This window comes from Schaedlerella sp., assembly GCF_056796775.1.
Genome location: NZ_JBQIKP010000068.1, coordinates 1 through 17927 on the forward strand (window position 1 = coordinate 1; position 17927 = coordinate 17927).

Annotated in this window: 13 protein-coding genes and 1 pseudogene; all 14 read right to left on the reverse strand. The window is 49.4% G+C overall.

What is annotated here, in order from left to right; genetic code table 11:
- On the reverse strand, positions 1-1239 hold a 1239-nt coding region (locus ACTOY7_RS19850; RefSeq protein ID WP_482672759.1), incomplete at its 3' end, for an N-acetylmuramoyl-L-alanine amidase family protein.
- 530 nt (positions 1240-1769) lie between these two features.
- A complete protein-coding gene (locus ACTOY7_RS19855) occupies positions 1770-2684 on the reverse strand; it encodes a nucleotidyltransferase family protein (RefSeq protein ID WP_482672348.1) in 915 nt (304 codons plus the stop codon).
- 107 nt (positions 2685-2791) lie between these two features.
- Complete coding sequence (locus tag ACTOY7_RS19860) at positions 2792-3067, reverse strand: HPr family phosphocarrier protein (RefSeq protein ID WP_160282277.1); 276 nt, start codon at positions 3065-3067, stop codon at positions 2792-2794.
- An 11-nt stretch (positions 3068-3078) separates the two neighbouring features.
- Positions 3079-4350, reverse strand: coding sequence for a CdaR family protein (locus ACTOY7_RS19865; RefSeq protein ID WP_160282276.1), 1272 nt, complete (start codon positions 4348-4350; stop codon positions 3079-3081).
- Complete coding sequence (cdaA, locus tag ACTOY7_RS19870) at positions 4340-5209, reverse strand: diadenylate cyclase CdaA (RefSeq protein ID WP_160282275.1); 870 nt, start codon at positions 5207-5209, stop codon at positions 4340-4342. The genes ACTOY7_RS19865 and cdaA overlap by 11 nt, the downstream gene beginning before the upstream one ends.
- 63 nt (positions 5210-5272) lie before the next feature.
- A complete protein-coding gene (locus tag ACTOY7_RS19875) occupies positions 5273-6364 on the reverse strand; it encodes a hypothetical protein (RefSeq protein WP_482672347.1) in 1092 nt (363 codons plus the stop codon).
- On the reverse strand, positions 6361-6762 hold the full coding sequence (locus ACTOY7_RS19880) for a hypothetical protein (protein WP_160282273.1): 402 nt from the start codon (positions 6760-6762) through the stop codon (positions 6361-6363). The genes ACTOY7_RS19875 and ACTOY7_RS19880 overlap by 4 nt, the downstream gene beginning before the upstream one ends.
- A gap of 116 nt (positions 6763-6878) precedes the next feature.
- Positions 6879-7568 carry a ComF family protein gene (locus ACTOY7_RS19885; protein WP_160282289.1) on the reverse strand — a complete coding sequence of 230 codons (690 nt, stop codon included), beginning with the start codon at positions 7566-7568 and terminating at the stop codon, positions 6879-6881.
- A 5-nt stretch (positions 7569-7573) separates the two neighbouring features.
- On the reverse strand, positions 7574-9784 hold the full coding sequence (gene recD2 / locus ACTOY7_RS19890; protein ID WP_482671712.1) for an SF1B family DNA helicase RecD2: 2211 nt from the start codon (positions 9782-9784) through the stop codon (positions 7574-7576).
- 152 nt (positions 9785-9936) lie between these two features.
- Positions 9937-10926 carry a rod shape-determining protein gene (locus ACTOY7_RS19895; RefSeq protein WP_160282271.1) on the reverse strand — a complete coding sequence of 330 codons (990 nt, stop codon included), beginning with the start codon at positions 10924-10926 and terminating at the stop codon, positions 9937-9939.
- A gap of 324 nt (positions 10927-11250) precedes the next feature.
- On the reverse strand, positions 11251-14097 hold the full coding sequence (gene uvrA, locus ACTOY7_RS19900; protein ID WP_160282270.1) for an excinuclease ABC subunit UvrA: 2847 nt from the start codon (positions 14095-14097) through the stop codon (positions 11251-11253).
- A gap of 183 nt (positions 14098-14280) precedes the next feature.
- Positions 14281-16281 (reverse strand): excinuclease ABC subunit UvrB, encoded by a 2001-nt coding sequence (uvrB, locus tag ACTOY7_RS19905; protein WP_482671713.1) that lies wholly within the window; start codon positions 16279-16281, stop codon positions 14281-14283.
- Between the two features lie 347 nt (positions 16282-16628).
- Entirely contained in the window at positions 16629-17687 is a 1059-nt protein-coding gene (locus ACTOY7_RS19910; RefSeq protein WP_482672349.1) for a site-specific integrase, read from the reverse strand.
- 15 nt (positions 17688-17702) lie between these two features.
- Positions 17703-17876: pseudogene (locus ACTOY7_RS19915) on the reverse strand (hypothetical protein); the annotation flags it as partial.
- Positions 17877-17927 lie beyond the last annotated feature (51 nt).

Sequence of the window (17927 nt, forward strand, 5' to 3'; positions counted from 1 at the left end):
AGTCGCTTTTTTACTTTTTGCAAAAGCTACTCTCTCTTCGAGATCCATAGTTTGATTTTCATTATTGCGAGTCAGATAAACCTCTATGCCGTTGTTCTTTTCTAACTCTTTTTTACAGTAATTTGCGACCTCCCAGTTTAACTCACTCTCTACTAACCCAGCCTCCTCATTACTGCTCCCCGGGTCTGAACCACCGTGCCCCGGATCGAGAACAATAACCATCGCAGCAGTTCCCGTATAAGCCTTCGGCACACTATAAGAACCTAAACTTACAGCCTGGTCCGTTGCCGCTGTCAATTCTGCACTGACACCCGCACGGCTGTAAGACTGTTCTGTGCTGGAAGAACCTAACGCAACAGCTCCTTCATTCACATTATCCACTGCTTCCTGTGCTGCTTCCTGAATGGTATTTTCAATCTCATACGTCATTTCTGTTGAGATATCATCCGATGTAAGGGCCGTAACCGAAATGCCCGTTTCCTCTGCACAATCGCCTTCTTCTCCGTTGCTTACGGTAAACTGTGCGGAAAGCCCGACATTTTTGAGATCAATACGCTTTTTATGTCCTTCGGATTCGTATATAAAAGCAGTCACACGATAAGTTCCTGCTTCCTGACTCTCATAGGTCTTTTTAAATTGATAGTAATGCAGTACCTTCTGTGTGAGCGGGATCTCACTCTGCCTGCCGTCGTCTCCTGTAAGGATCAGCTTTACGGACTCCAGCTGCTCTTCGCCTTCTCCAAATGAAAGGATGGCATTTAATTCTCCTGGTGCTTGTATCGCCTGTTCTTCAATAAACAGATTATTGATCAATCCGCCATCTTCATATTCCGGCTCAGCCGGCTCTTCTGCAGGTGCCTCCTCTTCCGGTGTCGCTTCTTCTGCTGTCGGTTCACCTTCCGGGTTAGTCTGGTCTCCTTCGGATACCGAATCTCCCGCGGCTGCCGGATCATTACCATCTACTGGTGCCTGCGGCTCTCCCCCTGCCGCCGGGTCATTCTGATCTGCTGTATCATCCGGATCCGTTACCGAATCCACGCTGCCATCAGCATTATCCTGACCGTCTGTTGTGGCTGCCCCGTCGTCTGCAATCGTATCATCTGCAGTCGTAGTTACGACAGGTTCCTGATCTGTCCCATCCCCTTCTTCCGCAAATGCACGGAAGCCTGTAGAGGGACTCATCAGGATAGCAAACGCAAGCAGCCATGCTACAAGTTTCTTGCTTTTCCCTTTCTTCATAACGTCCACCTCATATTTTATGTATTTGTACAAGCATCGTTCATATTATACATCAATCCCCCCTTACTTTCAAGGCAGAAATTTCCTATTGTTCGACAAAACCCTCTTTTGTAAACTATTTTGTTTCCGAAAACCGACAGTTTTTAAGATTGCAATCCCCCCTAAATATAGGTATTTATTTCCTATTTTCACACATTATCTTGTGGTATTTTTCTTTCTAAATATATTTCTTAAAAAAAAATAAATTTTTTCTTACCTGGCAAATCATTACAATTGATTCAATTATTTTACGTTTTTTTTACAAAATGTTATGTTTTTTTTATTTTTACAGTTCTTCATGGAACAGCACATCTAATTCATTCGTATACTGATCTTCTGACACTGGCAGGCTTTTTTGCATTCAATGAAGTAGAAACAGGGAACCTGCCGCAGATCTCTCCGCACAGATTCCCTGTATGTTCCTCAAATATTGCAAATCGTAACCGTTCAGAACAGCCGTCCGCACGGCTCTTGCTTCACAAATCCCAGACTTAAAACAGTTTCTCCGGATACACCCCATCCTCAACCAGCTTCCGAACCGAAGCGGCCACACTTTCCTTATCTTCCTTATACGTCACTCCAAACCACTGATCCGAAGACTGCAGCACCTTTACAGTCACCCTGCCTTCCTCCAGCAGTCCCCCAATAATTGTGGGAAGCAGATATTCTGCTTTTGGCTCCCCGTCCTCCAGCTTGTCCAGGAACTCTAAAAATCCGAATTCCAAAATGGAGAAGAATCCTGGCTGCATCCCCCACATATTCATAGAAACCAGGCAGTCTGCATCCAGAGTCTTGTCCCCGTCTTCGCTGCGTACAACGGCACCGCCTTCCGTTTTTTCGATCTTCCTTGTCTCTACGACCTTCTCCAGCATGCCGTCCGGACCTGCCTGACACAATCCGCGGGTGACGGCTCCATTTTCGCTGAGGGTATTTTTCAGGATAAAACCCACCATACAGAGCTCCCGTTCAGAATGCTCCGAATTATGGGTCAGGTAGCCGTACGCTTCCTTATAAGCCTGTTTTCCATAAAAATCATCCGCATTGATCACCAGGAACGGACTATCCACCGCATTCCTGCAACAGAGGATCGCCTGTCCTGTCCCCCAAGGCTTTGTCCTTCCTGTAAAACGCTCCCTATGTACTGGCGGAATGTCTTCAACCTCCTGGTACACATAGGCCACATCCACGATCTGCTCAATCTTTTTTCCGACAGCCTCTCTGAAATCTGTCTCGATATCGCGTCGGATCACAAATACTACCTTGTCAAATCCAGCCTCCACAGCATCATAGATGGAATACTCCATAATGATCTCCCGGTTTGGGCCGACAGGTTCCAGCTGCTTGATTCCCCCTCCGAATCGGCTTCCCAGTCCGGCCGCCATTACCACCAACGCTGCCCTGCTCATATCAAATTCCTCCTTGCTTAGAATCTACAGAAAAATAACTGACACATCTTGATCTGCACATCCAAAGATATTCCTGCACGATCTGTATCCGTTTTTTCTGCAGTTCCTTACTCGCCAAGTCCATCCTTCACGATCTGGACCATTTCTTTTAATGCGTCTTCCTCGTCTTCCCCGTCACAGACTATGGTAATCTCATCCCCGCTCTTGATGCATGCCCCAAGGACGCTGAGCACACTTTTCGCATTGGCGGAAACCATGCCGGGTCTGGCTGTCTTCTCGATGGTGATCTTACAGCCAAACTGCATCGCCGTCTTGCAGAACAGCCCCGCCGGCCTCAGATGAAGGCCGGTGGGATTTTTAATAATCACGCTTTCTCTTACCATATCCAATCATCCTATCCCCCGTCTTTTTCTGTCAGTATGATCCTGACAGTCGGGTTTTTCGTTAATTCCACGCCGGAGGGTGTCTCGATATTTACTGCTATTTCATATGTTCCGGCCGTCTTATAGTTCTTTAGATCCATGGAAGCCGCATACCGGATATCCAGTACCTCCAAAGCCTCCTCTCTCCCTGTAAACTGCAGTTCGATATCCATATCCGACTCAAATTCCAGCTTCAGGTCTTCCTTCAGATTTTTGATCTGGATCGCCCCCACCGGGAGCTGGATTGTCTTTGTCCCCTCCTGCTCAATCATGACGGTCACAATAACATTATTGGACACATCCTTCGACAGGCTGATCCCATCCGGAAGATAAGGCAGGATATCTACCGTCACTTCCTCTCTGCCCTGCTTTCCCTGAATATTGACCGCTGATTCCGGAATCTCAATTGAGCTGACGGAGTCCAATGCCTCTTTTGTACCGCATATCTTTACCATGGACGGCTCCAAAGTAGAGCCGGTATAAACAAATCCGTTCGCTGGATTTCCGGATACCCCGTTCAGGATCACCGGTACATTCTTTTCCCGAAGTATCTGCACATTCAGGCTGAGCCCCCGTTCTCCCAGGTTGTTGGTCAGCTGACTCTGATCCATAACGTTGTCGTTGCCGTCAAAAATGATCAGCTCCGCATCCAGCGTCGTATCCTCCGACAGACCGGATAAATCAGCTGAGTCACGCGCCTTTGCCACAACCCGATGGATATTATTGATCTTGGATTCCGTCCCCCGAATGGTGATCTTTTCCGGACTCACGGATGCCTCGCCCACTACAAAACCATCTCTTGGAACCAAATTCGTCGTACTTGCGGAAATTGGATAGGTATTGCTCTTCATATCTTCGATCTTGATCTGCAGATTCACCGGGTTGACCTGTGTTGTCACCGTTTCCCCCTCAAGTCCTTTCACCTCCGCAGTGATCGGCACCAGATATGTGCTCACCTCCATCTGACTCAAATCCGCTATGGCTGAAATATTGCTGGTCCTGACTCTGGCCAGGACGGATCTCTTTCCTGAAACCGTCACACGCACAGTCTGGGGATCCCCCACCAAGTCATAGACCTTGCCCATATTCCTGACAACCTCTTCATTGACGAAATCCACCGGAATGTTGGCATACGTCGCAGTGGTGACCGGATCGTTGACATTAATCACGATCAGCCAGAAAAAAACAGAAAAGATCAAAGCCGCCACTTTCAGGCCCAGATTCCGCGTTATTTTAAATTTCATGTTTCTTCCGTCCTTTCCGCATCGCAAATTTCTTTCCATCGGAAAGACGATTCTGGATCTGCCCCAGTTTTTCCTTCAAATACTCCGGAGTCATATTCCGCACAAGCTGTCCGTCCATGGCCATAGATACGTAACCGGTCTCCTCTGATACGACAAGGATCATTGCGTCACTGACCTCGCTCATGCCGAGGGCGGCACGATGTCTTGTCCCCAATGATTTACTGATCTGCATATTGTCTGACAGAGGCAGATAGCAGGTGGCGGATGTGATCCTGTCTCCGCGTATGATCACTGCGCCGTCATGAAGCGGTGTATTGTGTTCAAAAATATTGAGAAGTACCTGCTCCGATACGATACAGTCCAGCTCAATTCCCGTCATCTCATATTCGGTCAAATGGATGGCCCGCTCCACCACGATCAGGGCGCCGGTTTTTACACTGCCCATACTGAAACAGGCCGCTACAAGCGCATCCCTTGTCCTGTCTGAAAAACGCAGGTTTTCCCTTCCTCTGTCAAACAGAGAAAAGCTACTGAACAGATTCTTCTCTCCCAGCTTCTCCAGCGCGCGGCGCAGCTCCGGCTGAAATACGACCAGTGCCGCAAATGCCAGGATACTGATGGATTCTCTTGCGAGATACAGGATGGCATGCATCTTGAATACATACGCCACCAGAATGAACACCCCCAGCATCAGCAGCCCTCTCAGCAGCATCCATGCCTTTGTGTTCTTGATCCACAGCATGATCTCATATACAACCACCGCAATGATCAGGATCTCCACAATATCCGTGATACGCAGCTCGGGAATATACGGATCGCCGATAAATCTATGAAAAATCTGTTGTAATTCTTGCCGCATCAGCTCACCTCCCACTCCGGATAAAGCGAGTCGCCGCGCCCGGAGACCTTACTGTCATATCTGTCATTTTTTGCCTTTTCCGTCCAGTCCCAGTTCTTTGCTCAGGCTTCTCTCCAGCAGGATCTCATCCGCGCTTTTCGGTCTGTCCAGATAGCCTGTCCCTGCAGACGCAGGTGTCTGTGTACTGTTGTCAACCCAGTTTTTTTTATTTCCAACATTCCCTGTGTTCTGTCTCTCATTGATATGCTTTACGCTCTTTTGAGGAGCCGTAACACCGATCTTCGGAACAGCCTTTACGTAATAATGGTATTCGTCATCCTCAAACTCCAGATACTCCGTCCTGGCATAATCCACGGAAAGGAACACCACCTCCATCAAAAGCCCTGCTAAGACCCCGATGATCCCGCTGACAACCAGCGGTGTCAGTGAGATATGCAGATTCAAGGTTATATTTCCTGCCGCCGCAATCACCACCGCCATCACTGCACCGGCCGCAGAAGCGATCTTCCATGCATGATCCACGGAACGGATGCGGATTGAATATACAAAGAGGATACAGATTGCGGCTGCGGCAACCATAATCCACATCTCCTGATTCATCAGGGACTGCTTGGTAAAACTGATCAGCGTCTCCACCAGTTCCACCCCATCTCCTGCCTTAAAGGTACTGGAGGACCCTTTGACCAGATGGATCAGATAATAGGAGAACGTACCGCATGCAACGGGAATCGCGCAGGTAGGCGTTCCAAGGAGTCCCGCCGCAATCGGAAGCACAAACGGAACATCCATTGCCAGGGAGCAGGCCATCAGCAAAACCAGCCATGACTTTCCGGTGGAAAACCGGAAATAAAAAATGTACATCAAAAGGAACAGCAGTGCCGCCACGATGGCTACCGGCAGAGACAGCGTATAAAAATGCAGCAGCACCAGAGCCGTCGCCGCCATCACCATAACGATCATCGGCAATATGGCACAGGCTGCTGCCAACCCAGCCGTACATGCTGTTGAGGATGCGGCTTTCATAAACCCGATATTGGAATTAATCTGGTGAAATACCAGAAACCCCAGCGCAAATTGAAGCCCGATTCTGATAAATATGGAATACTTTGCATAGAATATTTGCAGTTGCTCTCTCCAGACAAGTAATGTGCTCATACTTTCTTTTTCTCCTTCACTTCCATCTTACCCAGCCGGGATAGATCTCTATAGTATTTTTTCACACGCTGCTTTGCCCTGTTATGCCGCCCCCTGTAAAAAATGCCCGCGCCAATCACATAGACGATCAGCATCGCCACATAACCGGCCACTGCTGCCCCGCCCAAAAATGTAATTTTTGAGATAGTCAGGTTCTCCAGGATCTCATCCATATAGCAGACCGCAAACAACGCCGCCAAGATCCCGTAGCCTACCGTCATCCACAGGACCGTGATCAGCGTATTCAGACTGACATAGTCCTTCTTATAATAGGTGCTGATCTTCATATCATTTCTGATGTCATTCTTCTCATACTGAGCCATTCTCGCCATCAGCCTGATTCTCTTCACATCCAGCATATGCTTCCTCCAGAATTGTATTAAACTTTATATTCACGGCAGATGAATACTGTCGAAAGTATCTGAAAAGCCCGAAACAGATACTTATAACCATTACTTTATAGTATAGCATATACTCAGAGCCCTTGTCCAATGCTAATGGTCAAAAAATAAACTTTTTGCACCCCTGCCTTTTTCAATACTTTTGAAATACGGTGGATCGTACTGCCCGTCGTGTAAATATCATCTACAAGTAGCACATTGCGCGGTGCCTTCCACTGTTTGGATACGCCGAAGGCCTGTTTTAAATTTTTCTCCCTCTCCCGGTCATCCAGCAGTTTCTGCGGTCTGGTCCTGCGGATCCGGTATACCGCATGTCTCCCCATCGGAATCTGCAGTTCTTCTGACAGTCGTTCCGCCAGCAACGCAGCCTGATTAAAGCCCCTGGCACGCAGACGGGACTTATGGAGCGGCACAGGGATGATCTCCTCTATCCCGCGGGCACGAATCCAGTCCCCGTACCAGTGTGCCATTTCTTCAGCAAATATATCCGCATAATACCGTTTATTGTGAAACTTCAACTGATAGATCGCCCGCGTCACTGGCGGGACATGCAGCCACAGGCTCCGGCCCTGGTCAAAGGCATAGGCTCGCTTCCCACAGTCACGGCAGTATTCCTGCTCCTCCGTTTTGACCGGCTTCCCGCATATCATGCATCTGGGTTCTTTTATAATAGGAAGTTTTTCCCTGCACGCGTCACAGATTCCGGTCCCGTGCTTCTGCACCTCACCGCAGAACGGACAGACCGGAGGATACAGAAGCTCCAGGAGCCTTAAAACTCCTGAATGCGCTCTGCCAGGCTGGTATATCTGTTTTGTTCGCTTTTGTTTCTGATCATTTCCTGAAATACGCTTTCACTCCCCACAATTGTCAGACATTTTTTCGCTCTGGTCACGGCTGTATAGAGCAGGTTGCGGTTGTACAAAAGCCGTGGTCCCGGTAGCAGAGGAAGAATGACAGCCGGATACTCGCTTCCCTGGGATTTATGTACCGTTATGGCATAGGCCAGTTCCAGTTCGTCCGTGGATTCAAAGGGATAGGTCACCTTTCGGTGTTCATCATATTCGACCTCCAGCGTCCCGCCGTACAGGTCGACCTCCGTAATGCATCCCATGTCCCCATTGAACACGCCCATCCCCTGGTCTACGGCCACTCCGTATTTTGTACGCACTTCCCAGGCGATCTGGTAGTTGTTTTTAATCTGCATCACCTTATCTCCCTTGCGGAAGATCCTGCCGTTGATCTCCTTTTCTTCCTTTCCCGGGTCCGGCGGATTCAGGTAGCGCTGCAGTATGGAATTCAGACGTTCCACACCGAGAAGCCCTTTTCTGGTAGGCGTCATCACCTGGATCTCCGACGGAGGGGCGCCCACATATTTGGGAAGCTTTTTCTGGATCAGCATAATGACCACACCGATGATCACATCGGCCTCCTGCCTTCTCAGGAAAAAGAAATCTCTGCTCTTATTGTCCAGCACCACGTTCTCCCCCGCATTGATCTTATGTGCATTTACCACAATATCACTCTCTCCTGCCTGGCGGAAGATCCGGGTCAATGTGACCACCGGAAAACGCCCGGACAAAATGATATCCTTCAATACACTGCCCGGTCCTACGGAAGGAAGCTGGTTCACATCCCCTACCAGAATCAGGCGGGTACCCGGCACGACCGCGGACAGAAGCGCATGCATCAAAGAGATATCCACCATGGACATCTCATCAATGATCAGGATGTCTGTTTCCAGGGGATTATCCCGATTGCGCTGAAATCCGCTGACGCTCCCCTCTTCCTCCGGATTTCCATTCACCTCCAGAAGGCGGTGAATGGTCTGAGAGTCATATCCGGTCGCTTCTGTCATCCGCTTTGCGGCGCGTCCCGTGGGAGCGGCAAGCAAAATACTCATACCTTCGCTTTCAAAAAACCGTATCATGGTATTGATGGTGGTTGTCTTGCCGGTCCCCGGTCCTCCGGTCAATACCAGAAGCCCGTGGCGGATGGATTCCACCACCGCGCGGTGCTGCATGGGATCCAGCTGGAGCTGCTCACGCTCTTCCACCTTGCGCAGCCGCTGTTCCATCATCTCCTCGGGCATCTCGCAGTCAATGTCCAGGTCATAGAGCATACGGGCCGTATTCAGCTCCAGATAATAATAATGAGACGGATAAATCCGGATCTGCCCGTTTTCTTCCTTCCGGACCGTCTTCCGGTCGATGCAGAGATCCATAATGTACTTCTCAATCTCCGGAAGCTGCACGCTTAGAATCTGTTCCGCCCGTGAAGCAAGCACCTCCTGGGGCAGGTAAATGTGTCCTTCCACAGCCGCCTGCTGCAGTACATAGACCAGACCGCTGCGGATCCGGAAATCGGAGTCCTTATGGATCCCGATTCTGGAAGCGATCTCATCCGCTGTCTTAAACCCCACCCCGGAAATGTTGTCCGCAAGCTGGTAGGGATTCTCCTGCAGCACTTCATAGAGTCTGGATCCGTAATATTCATAAATTTTCACTGCAAGCGCGGTAGAAATTCCATACTTCTGCAGAAAGATCATGGCCTTCCGCATGTCCCTTTTTTCTTCCACCTGCACCGCAATCTCCTGGGCCTTCCGTTTGCTGATCCCCTTAATTTCGGCCAGACGCTCCGGCTCCTCCTCCATAATCCGAAACGTATCCTCCTTAAACCTGCGCACAATGCGTCCTGCAAGAGACGCGCCGATCCCCTTTATCGCTCCGGAACCCAGGTAGCGCTCAATGGACACCAGATCTTCCGGCTCCTTGACCTTATGGGTGAGTACTTTAAGCTGTGTTCCGTATACGCTGTGGTTCACGTATTCCCCTTCCAACTCCAGAAGCTCACCCTCCGTAATATAGTGAAAGCTGCCCACACAGGTCACCTCTCCATCGTCACTTTCCAGGTTGAATACCGTATATCCGTTTTCCTCATTCCGAAACACGACATGATCCACATATCCTGTTACTGTCTCCAAAATACCCTACCTCTTTCGTCTTTTGATCAGGAACTGTGAAAACAACTGTTACCGATGACGCAGAATCACAACTCCTTACCTTTCACTCCAAAAAGACAGGCATCCGGTGAAGCCTGTCTATTTCCTTTAAGGATCGCACGGTCACAGGCCGATCAAAAGTCCTTTCGCCCGCTCATGAATTCCACAAACTGTCCGGTCCCGATCGCTACGACCTTCAGCGGATCCTCCGCTGTCATAGTATGAATCCCGGTCCGTTCTTCGATCAGTTCTTCCAGCCCGCGGAGCATAGAGCCTCCTCCTGTCAGAACGATCCCCCGATCCAGTATATCCGCAGAAAGCTCCGGCGGGGTCTGTTCTAATACTGCGATCACCGCCTCCACGATCTGGCTGGTAGTCTCCCTCAGCGCTTCCTCGGTCTCTGTCGATGTCACAGTCACGGTCTTCGGAAGGCCTGTCACCAGATTCCTTCCCCGCACCTCCAGGCGTTCTTCCTCTACCAGCGGATAGGTTGTACCGATCTTAATCTTAATGTCTTCCGCCGTCATATCCCCGATCAGCAGATTATGCTTTTTCCGCATATACCGCACGATTGCTTCATCAAAATCATCTCCGGCCAGCTTGATGGATGTGTTCACTACCGCGCCGCCAAGGGAGATCACGGCAATATCTGAAGTGCCGCCGCCCACATCTACGATCATATTTCCACAGGGCTTGGATATATCAATCCCTGCTCCAATCGCCGCTGCCACCGGCTCTTCGATCAGATGCACTTCTCTAGCCCCTGCCGCAAAGGTCGCTTCCTCCACAGCTTTCTTCTCCACCTCCGTCACACCGCTTGGTACACAGATGCTAATCCGCGGCTTCTTGAACATCCGCCGTCCCACCGCCTTCTGCACAAAATACTTGATCATCTTCTCCGTCACGGTGTAATCCGAGATGACCCCCTGCCGCAGAGGACGCACAGCGATGATATTCCCCGGAGTCCTGCCCAGCATCAGGCGCGCTTCCTCACCGATGGCCTTAATCACGTTGGTATCCCTGTCAAATGCAACGACGGAAGGTTCCTTCAATATCACTCCCTTGCCCCTCACATACACAAGCACACTGGCTGTCCCCAGATCTATTCCGATATCAACAGACATATAAAACTCTCCCTTCTAAAACAAATCCTTCTCCCAAGAGATTCCTTGACCGGAAACCGTGAATCTATGATCCGCCCATAAGGCGATGACAATTGTTCACAGTTTCATACATCTCATCCTTCGTTTTTTATAGTCTGTTTATCTGATGTTGTCAAACACGTCTGGCCAAGGCGCAACCTGCAACCAGTTATGACCATTCACTAGTATAATCAATTTTTACCAAATTGGAAAGCCCTTTTTTCAGATTTTCCATTTTTTATTCATTTATTATGAAACTGGATCGATTTTCTTCAAATTTGAGCTTTCCGTAAAAATATACTTCTGTTATTTTTTGTTAAGCATCGAGGCAATATACTTCCCGGTATAAGATTTTTTATTTTTAGCCACTTCCTCCGGCGTTCCTTCCGCCACAACGGTGCCGCCTTTATCTCCGCCTTCCGGTCCGATATCGATGATATAGTCCGCAGTCTTGATCACATCCAGGTTATGTTCAATGACGATCACCGTATTGCCGTCATCCGCCAGTCTGCGCAAGATTTCCGTCAGCTTGTGTACATCTGCAAAATGCAGGCCAGTGGTCGGCTCATCCAGAATGTATACGGTCTTCCCTGTGCTGCGCTTGCTCAGCTCCGCAGCCAGCTTGATCCGCTGCGCCTCGCCGCCGGAGAGCTCCGTGGAGGGTTGTCCCAGCTTAATATAGGAAAGTCCCACATCATAAAGGGTCTGCATCTTTCGGCTGATGCTGGGGACATTTTCAAAAAATGTGACCGCTTCCTCCACTGTCATATCCAGGACGTCGTAGATACTCTTGCCCTTATACTTGACCTCCAGCGTCTCCCGGTTATACCGCTTACCGCCGCATACCTCGCAGGGCACATATACGTCCGGCAGGAAATGCATCTCAATCTTGATGATCCCGTCTCCGGAGCAGGCTTCACAACGTCCACCTTTTACATTAAAGCTGAACCTGCCCTTTTTATACCCCCTCGCCTTGGCATCCGGGGTGGCCGCGAACAAATCCCGGATCAGGTCAAAAACCCCTGTGTAGGTGGCCGGATTGGACCGGGGCGTCCTTCCAATGGGTGACTGGTCGATGCTGATAACCTTGTCTACTTGATCCAGTCCCTCAATGCGCCGGTGCTTTCCCGGGATTGTCCTGGCCCGGTTTAACTCCTTGGCCAGCTTTTTATATAAGATCTCATTTACCAGAGAGCTTTTGCCGGAGCCGGATACGCCGGTCACGCATGTCATCACTCCCAGAGGGAAATTGACCGTGATATTTTTCAGATTATTTTCCTGTGCCCCCACAACCTTCAGAAAACCTGAAAACGGCTTCCTTGTCTCAGGCACCGGAATCTGCTTTCTGCCGCTAAGATAATCTCCTGTAACAGAAGCTTCGCAGGCCATGATCTCCTGTGCAGTACCGACAGCGATCACCCTGCCGCCGTGCTCGCCTGCGCCGGGTCCGATGTCTACCACGCAGTCCGCAGCCAGCATGGTATCCTCGTCATGCTCCACCACGATCAGGGAATTTCCCAGGTCACGGAGTCGCTTCAAGGTGGCCAACAGCTTATCATTATCCCGCTGGTGCAGACCGATGCTGGGCTCGTCCAGGATATAGGCTACTCCTACCAGGCCGGAGCCGATCTGGGTTGCCAGGCGGATCCGCTGCGCTTCCCCCCCGGAGAGAGAGCCAGTGGCCCGGGACAGGGTCAGGTAATCAAGCCCTACATCCATCAAAAACTGGATCCTTGCCCGAATCTCCTTTAAGATCTGATTCCCGATCATCTGCTGGGTCTTTGTCAGCTCCAGATTCTGCAGGAATTCCTGAAGCCTGTCGATGGAAAACGCGGTAACCTCCGCAATATTTTTTTCTCCCACCGTCACCGCAAGGGAGGTCTGCTTCAATCTCTGTCCTTTACACTCGGAGCAGGGAGTGATATTCATGAAGGTCTCGTATTCTGCCTTGGAGGACTCTGAATGGGTCTCGCGGTAACGCCGTTCCACACTTCGGATCAGCCCCTCAAAGACCACATCGTACACGCCTTCGCCCCGCTGTCCCTTATAGTGGACTTTGACCGATTTCCCATTTGTTCCATAGACCAGAATATCATGGATCTTCTTCGGATATTCCTCGAAGGGCGTATCCAGACCAAATCCGTATTCCTCGCATAGGGCCGTCAGGATCGCATTGGTAAAGCTGCTCTTATCCGAACAGGACTGCCATCCCAGCACCGCAATAGCGCCCTCATTGATGCTCAGAGAAGGATTGGGAATCATCAGTTCCTCTGAAAATTCCATCTTATAGCCTAGTCCAAAGCAGGACGGACAGGCCCCGAAGGGGTTGTTGAACGAAAAACTCCGTGGTTCGATCTCTTCAATACTGATCCCGCAGTCCGGGCAGGAAAAGCTCTGGCTGAAATTCATGGGTTCCCCTCCGATCACATCCACGATCAGGAGTCCCTCCGCCAGGTTCAGCACGCTTTCAATGGAATCCGCCAGACGCTTCTCAATCCCCGGCTTTACGATCAGACGGTCCACAATAATCTCAATATTATGCTTGATATTTTTATCCAGCGCAATCTCCTCGGACAATTCATACAGGTTGCCGTCCACACGCACCCTGACATATCCGCTCCGCTTGGCGCGATCCAGCAGCTTGGCGTGCGTCCCCTTCCGCCCCCGTACAACCGGGGCCAGAAGCTGGATCCTGGCGCCCTCCGGCATTGCCATGACCTGATCCGCCATCTCGTCTACGGACTGCTTTTTGATCTCCTTTCCGCACTTCGGGCAGTGTGGAATCCCCACCCGTGCATAGAGCAGGCGAAAATAATCGTAGATCTCCGTCACAGTCCCCACAGTAGAGCGGGGATTGTGGTTGGTGGACTTCTGGTCAATGGAGATGGCCGGGGACAGACCCTCGATGCTCTCCACATCCGGCTTCTCCATCTGCCCCAGGAACTGACGGGCATAGGAAGACAGAGACTCCATATATCTGCGCTGCCCCTCCGCATAAATGGTATCAAAGGCAAGCGAGGATTTGCCCGAACCGCTCAGCCCGGTCAGAACTACCAGCTCGTTCCGTGGAATGTCCACATCAATATTTTTCAGATTGTTTTCATTTGCGCCGCGTATTTTGATATATTTTCTGGCGTCTATCTTTACTCCCATATTGTGTCTCCTGTCTTTTCTCAAATTAATGATCTGCCTGCCAAAGAGGTTTCACCGCCTTTATCGGCTGATTTCCCCTGTTGTCTAATTTTCGAACGCTTCACGTGCTGGCCGTCTGCCGCACAAATGACCATCGATCCGCTGCCTGCACTGTTTCTGTCCGAGGCTACCTCTGTTCTGACATCATGATTCCATATCATTCAGTGCCTTTTTCAGTTCGATCAGCTGGTCACGCAGCTCGGCCGCCGCCTCGAAGTTCAGTTCCGCCGCCGCTTTCTTCATCTGCTTCGTCACCTTTCCCACCATCTTCTCCAGTTCTTCCCGGCTCATGGACTCCACGTCCTTCTCCATCAGCATTTCCCCTGTATCTACCTTCTGAGAAATGCTGATCAGGTCGCGTACCGCTTTCTGAATCGTCTGCGGCGTGATCCCATGTTCCTGGTTGTATGCCATCTGGATCTCCCGGCGGCGCATGGTCTCGTCAATGGCCATCTGCATAGAGTCGGTCATCTTATCCGCATACATGATCACATGTCCTTCGGAATTGCGGGCCGCACGGCCGATAGTCTGAATCAGGGAGGTTTCAGAACGCAGGAAGCCTTCCTTGTCTGCGTCCAGAATGGCCACAAGCGTGATCTCCGGAATGTCCAGCCCTTCACGGAGCAGGTTGATCCCCACCAGTACGTCAAAGACGTCCAGACGCATATCCCGGATGATCTCCGTCCGCTCCAGGGTATCCACATCGGAATGCAGATACTTGACCCGGATGCCCACCTCCCGCATATAATCCGTCAGATCCTCGGCCATCCGCTTGGTCAGCGTGGTCACCAGCACTTTGTTTTTCTTTGCCACTTCTTTGTTCACTTCGCTGATCAGGTCGTCGATCTGGCCCTCCACCGGACGCACCTCCACCTCCGGATCTAAAAGCCCTGTTGGCCTTAAGACCTGCTCGGCGCGGAGAAGCTCATGCTCTTCTTCATAGACGCCCGGAGTAGCGGAAACGAAAAGCATCTGGTTTATTTTACTTTCAAATTCTTCAAAGTTCAAGGGGCGGTTGTCCTTTGCTGAGGGCAGACGGAATCCATAGTCTACCAGCGTCGATTTTCTGGACTGGTCCCCATTGTACATCCCGCCGATCTGTGGCACCGTCTTGTGGGACTCGTCGATCATGATGATAAAATCATCAGGAAAATAGTCGATCAACGTGTAGGGCGCCTGTCCCGGGGCCAGCCCTGCCAGATGCCGGGAATAGTTCTCGATTCCGGAGCAAAACCCGGTCTCCTTGAGCATCTCGATATCGAAGTTGGTCCGCTCCGCGATCCGCTGCGCCTCCAGAAGCTTGTCCTGGCGCTTAAATTCCCTGACCCGCTCTTCCAGTTCTTTTTCTATATCCTGTACGGCGCGCTTAATATTGTCCTTATCTACTACATAGTGGGATGCTGGGAAGATGGCTACGTGCTTCAGTTCATCCCGGATCTCCCCGGTCAAGATGTCGATCTCCGTGATCCGGTCGATCTCGTCCCCGAAGAACTCTACCCGGACAGCCGTGTCGGATTCGTAAGCAGGAATCACCTCCAGCACGTCCCCCCGAACCCGGAAGGTCCCGCGGTGGAAATCCATGTCATTGCGGTCGTACTGGATCTCGATCAGCTTCGCCATCAGCTCGTCCCGCTCCTTTGTCATGCCGGGGCGCAGGGAGATCACCATGTTCTGGTAGTCTACCGGGCTTCCCAGGCCGTAGATGCAGGACACACTGGCCACAATGACCACGTCGCGCCGCTCGGCAAGGGCCATGGTGGCGGAGAGACGGAGTTTGTCGATCTCGTCGTTGATGGCGGAATCTTTGGCGATGTAGGTGTCCGAAGAAGGGACATAGGCTTCGGGCTGGTAGTAGTCGTAGTAGGACACAAAATATTCCACCGCGTTTTCCGGGAAATATTCACGGAATTCTCCGTACAACTGAGCAGCAAGCGTCTTATTGTGCGCTATGATAAGGGTTGGCTTATTCAGTTCCTGTATCACATTCGCCATCGTAAATGTCTTCCCAGACCCCGTAACCCCTAGTAAAGTCTGGAATTGATTGCCCTCCTTGAATCCCTTTACCAGTGCCGCAATTGCTTCCGGCTGGTCTCCGGTAGGCTTGTATTCCGAAACTAATTTAAAATTTTTTTGTCCTGTTTCCACAGACATACCTCCTTACTATCATGCCTATTGGCCCGTAAATTCGTGTAATTTTTCCCGGAAATTCGTGTAATAGGAACTTCTAAGTGGGCGAAAAGGCCAATTACACGAATAAAGTCACTAAAACTGAATTTTCTAACTACGCAACACAAAACAAAATATCTGAACATTACGTACCACAGGATAGCATAATTCTTCATAACAGAAAAGCCTCAGACTTAATTTTACCATGAACATTTGTTCTGATTCATTGTAGCAGAAACCTCCTGTAAATGCAATAGAAACTCTTAGTCTATCTGAAGAAATTTCTTCCCCCGCTTTCAAGGTCAAAAAAGAGAGGTAGTTTTCCGCTACCCCTCTCCTGCAAACCATTCATTTATATCTGTCAGTTCTGTTATATCCGAGTAATCGTACACAATCGGTGTCTGTGCTTCCTCCTTTTTTCTTCCCTCCATCCTCTCAACTTCTTCTTTTCCCTCTCCCTGAATCTCAATTACTTCCTGAAACATCTCCCATAATAAGGTTTTGTCAGCATAATCATATGGATGAACTTCTGAAATAAATTCATGCAATTCGTCAACACAGTCCTCTATAATCGCCTGCATATCTGTATAGGTATCTACAGTAATAATAGACTTCGCGTGTCCTAATGCAGTTGCCACTGCTTTTTGATTAATATTGTTTTTCATCAAAAGTGTAGCATATGTCTTACGCAGATCATGAAAACGTATATGCGGCAGTCCTGTTTTTTCTAAAAGCTCTTTATAATGCTTAAAATGGTAATCCTTACTTCGCGGACGTCCATAGCTTGAGCAGCATATATATCCCATGTCCTGAAAAACCCATTTTCCGTTCTGCCTTCTGCTGCGATTTCTTTCATACCGCTTTCGCTCTTCCAAAATCTCATGATACACATAATCAGGTATATCCAATTCCCGGTAACTGGAAAGAGTCTTTGGTCTAATCTCCTGCTTTGACTTTGATTTTGCACATTTTCCATTTTCTTCCGCATGGAGATCCTCACCAAGCTGACGTTGGATTTTTAATTTATGATGCACAAAATCCACATCCGAATATTTCAGGCCATTTATTTCACTTTTACGCAGCCCCATCAACAGAGCAAACAGAATCTGCATATGGATACGTGAATCCTTAGACGCTTCTAATAAGAGTTTAACCTGTTCCAGATTGTAGGTTCTAGCTTCCTCTACAACAATGGTGTGATACCCATCCTTTTTGATCTGTTTCGGTAAATCTACATCCGTACATGGATTGTTCATAATCAAACGTTTATCTAATGCATATCTCATTGACGTATTTAAAATCGTCTTTGCCAGTTTAGGTATAGACGTATATTTTTCCGACAGCGACTTGAAAAGCTTGCTTAAATGCCCCTGATTAAGTGTCATTATCTTTAAATTTCCTATCTGTGGTATAATATGCTTATCGATACAATTTTTATATGTATGGTAACTATTCGCAGTAAAAGACGGCTCCGGTCTCATAACTTGTTCCAGCCAATACACCAACAGTTCCCGCACCTTGATGTTAGGCCACTTATAAATATTTTTTGACGCAAAATGGCAAAATTTCTGCATAAGAAAAACACTTATGCCAATGCTGGTATAAGCACAAGGTTTCTAACGGTT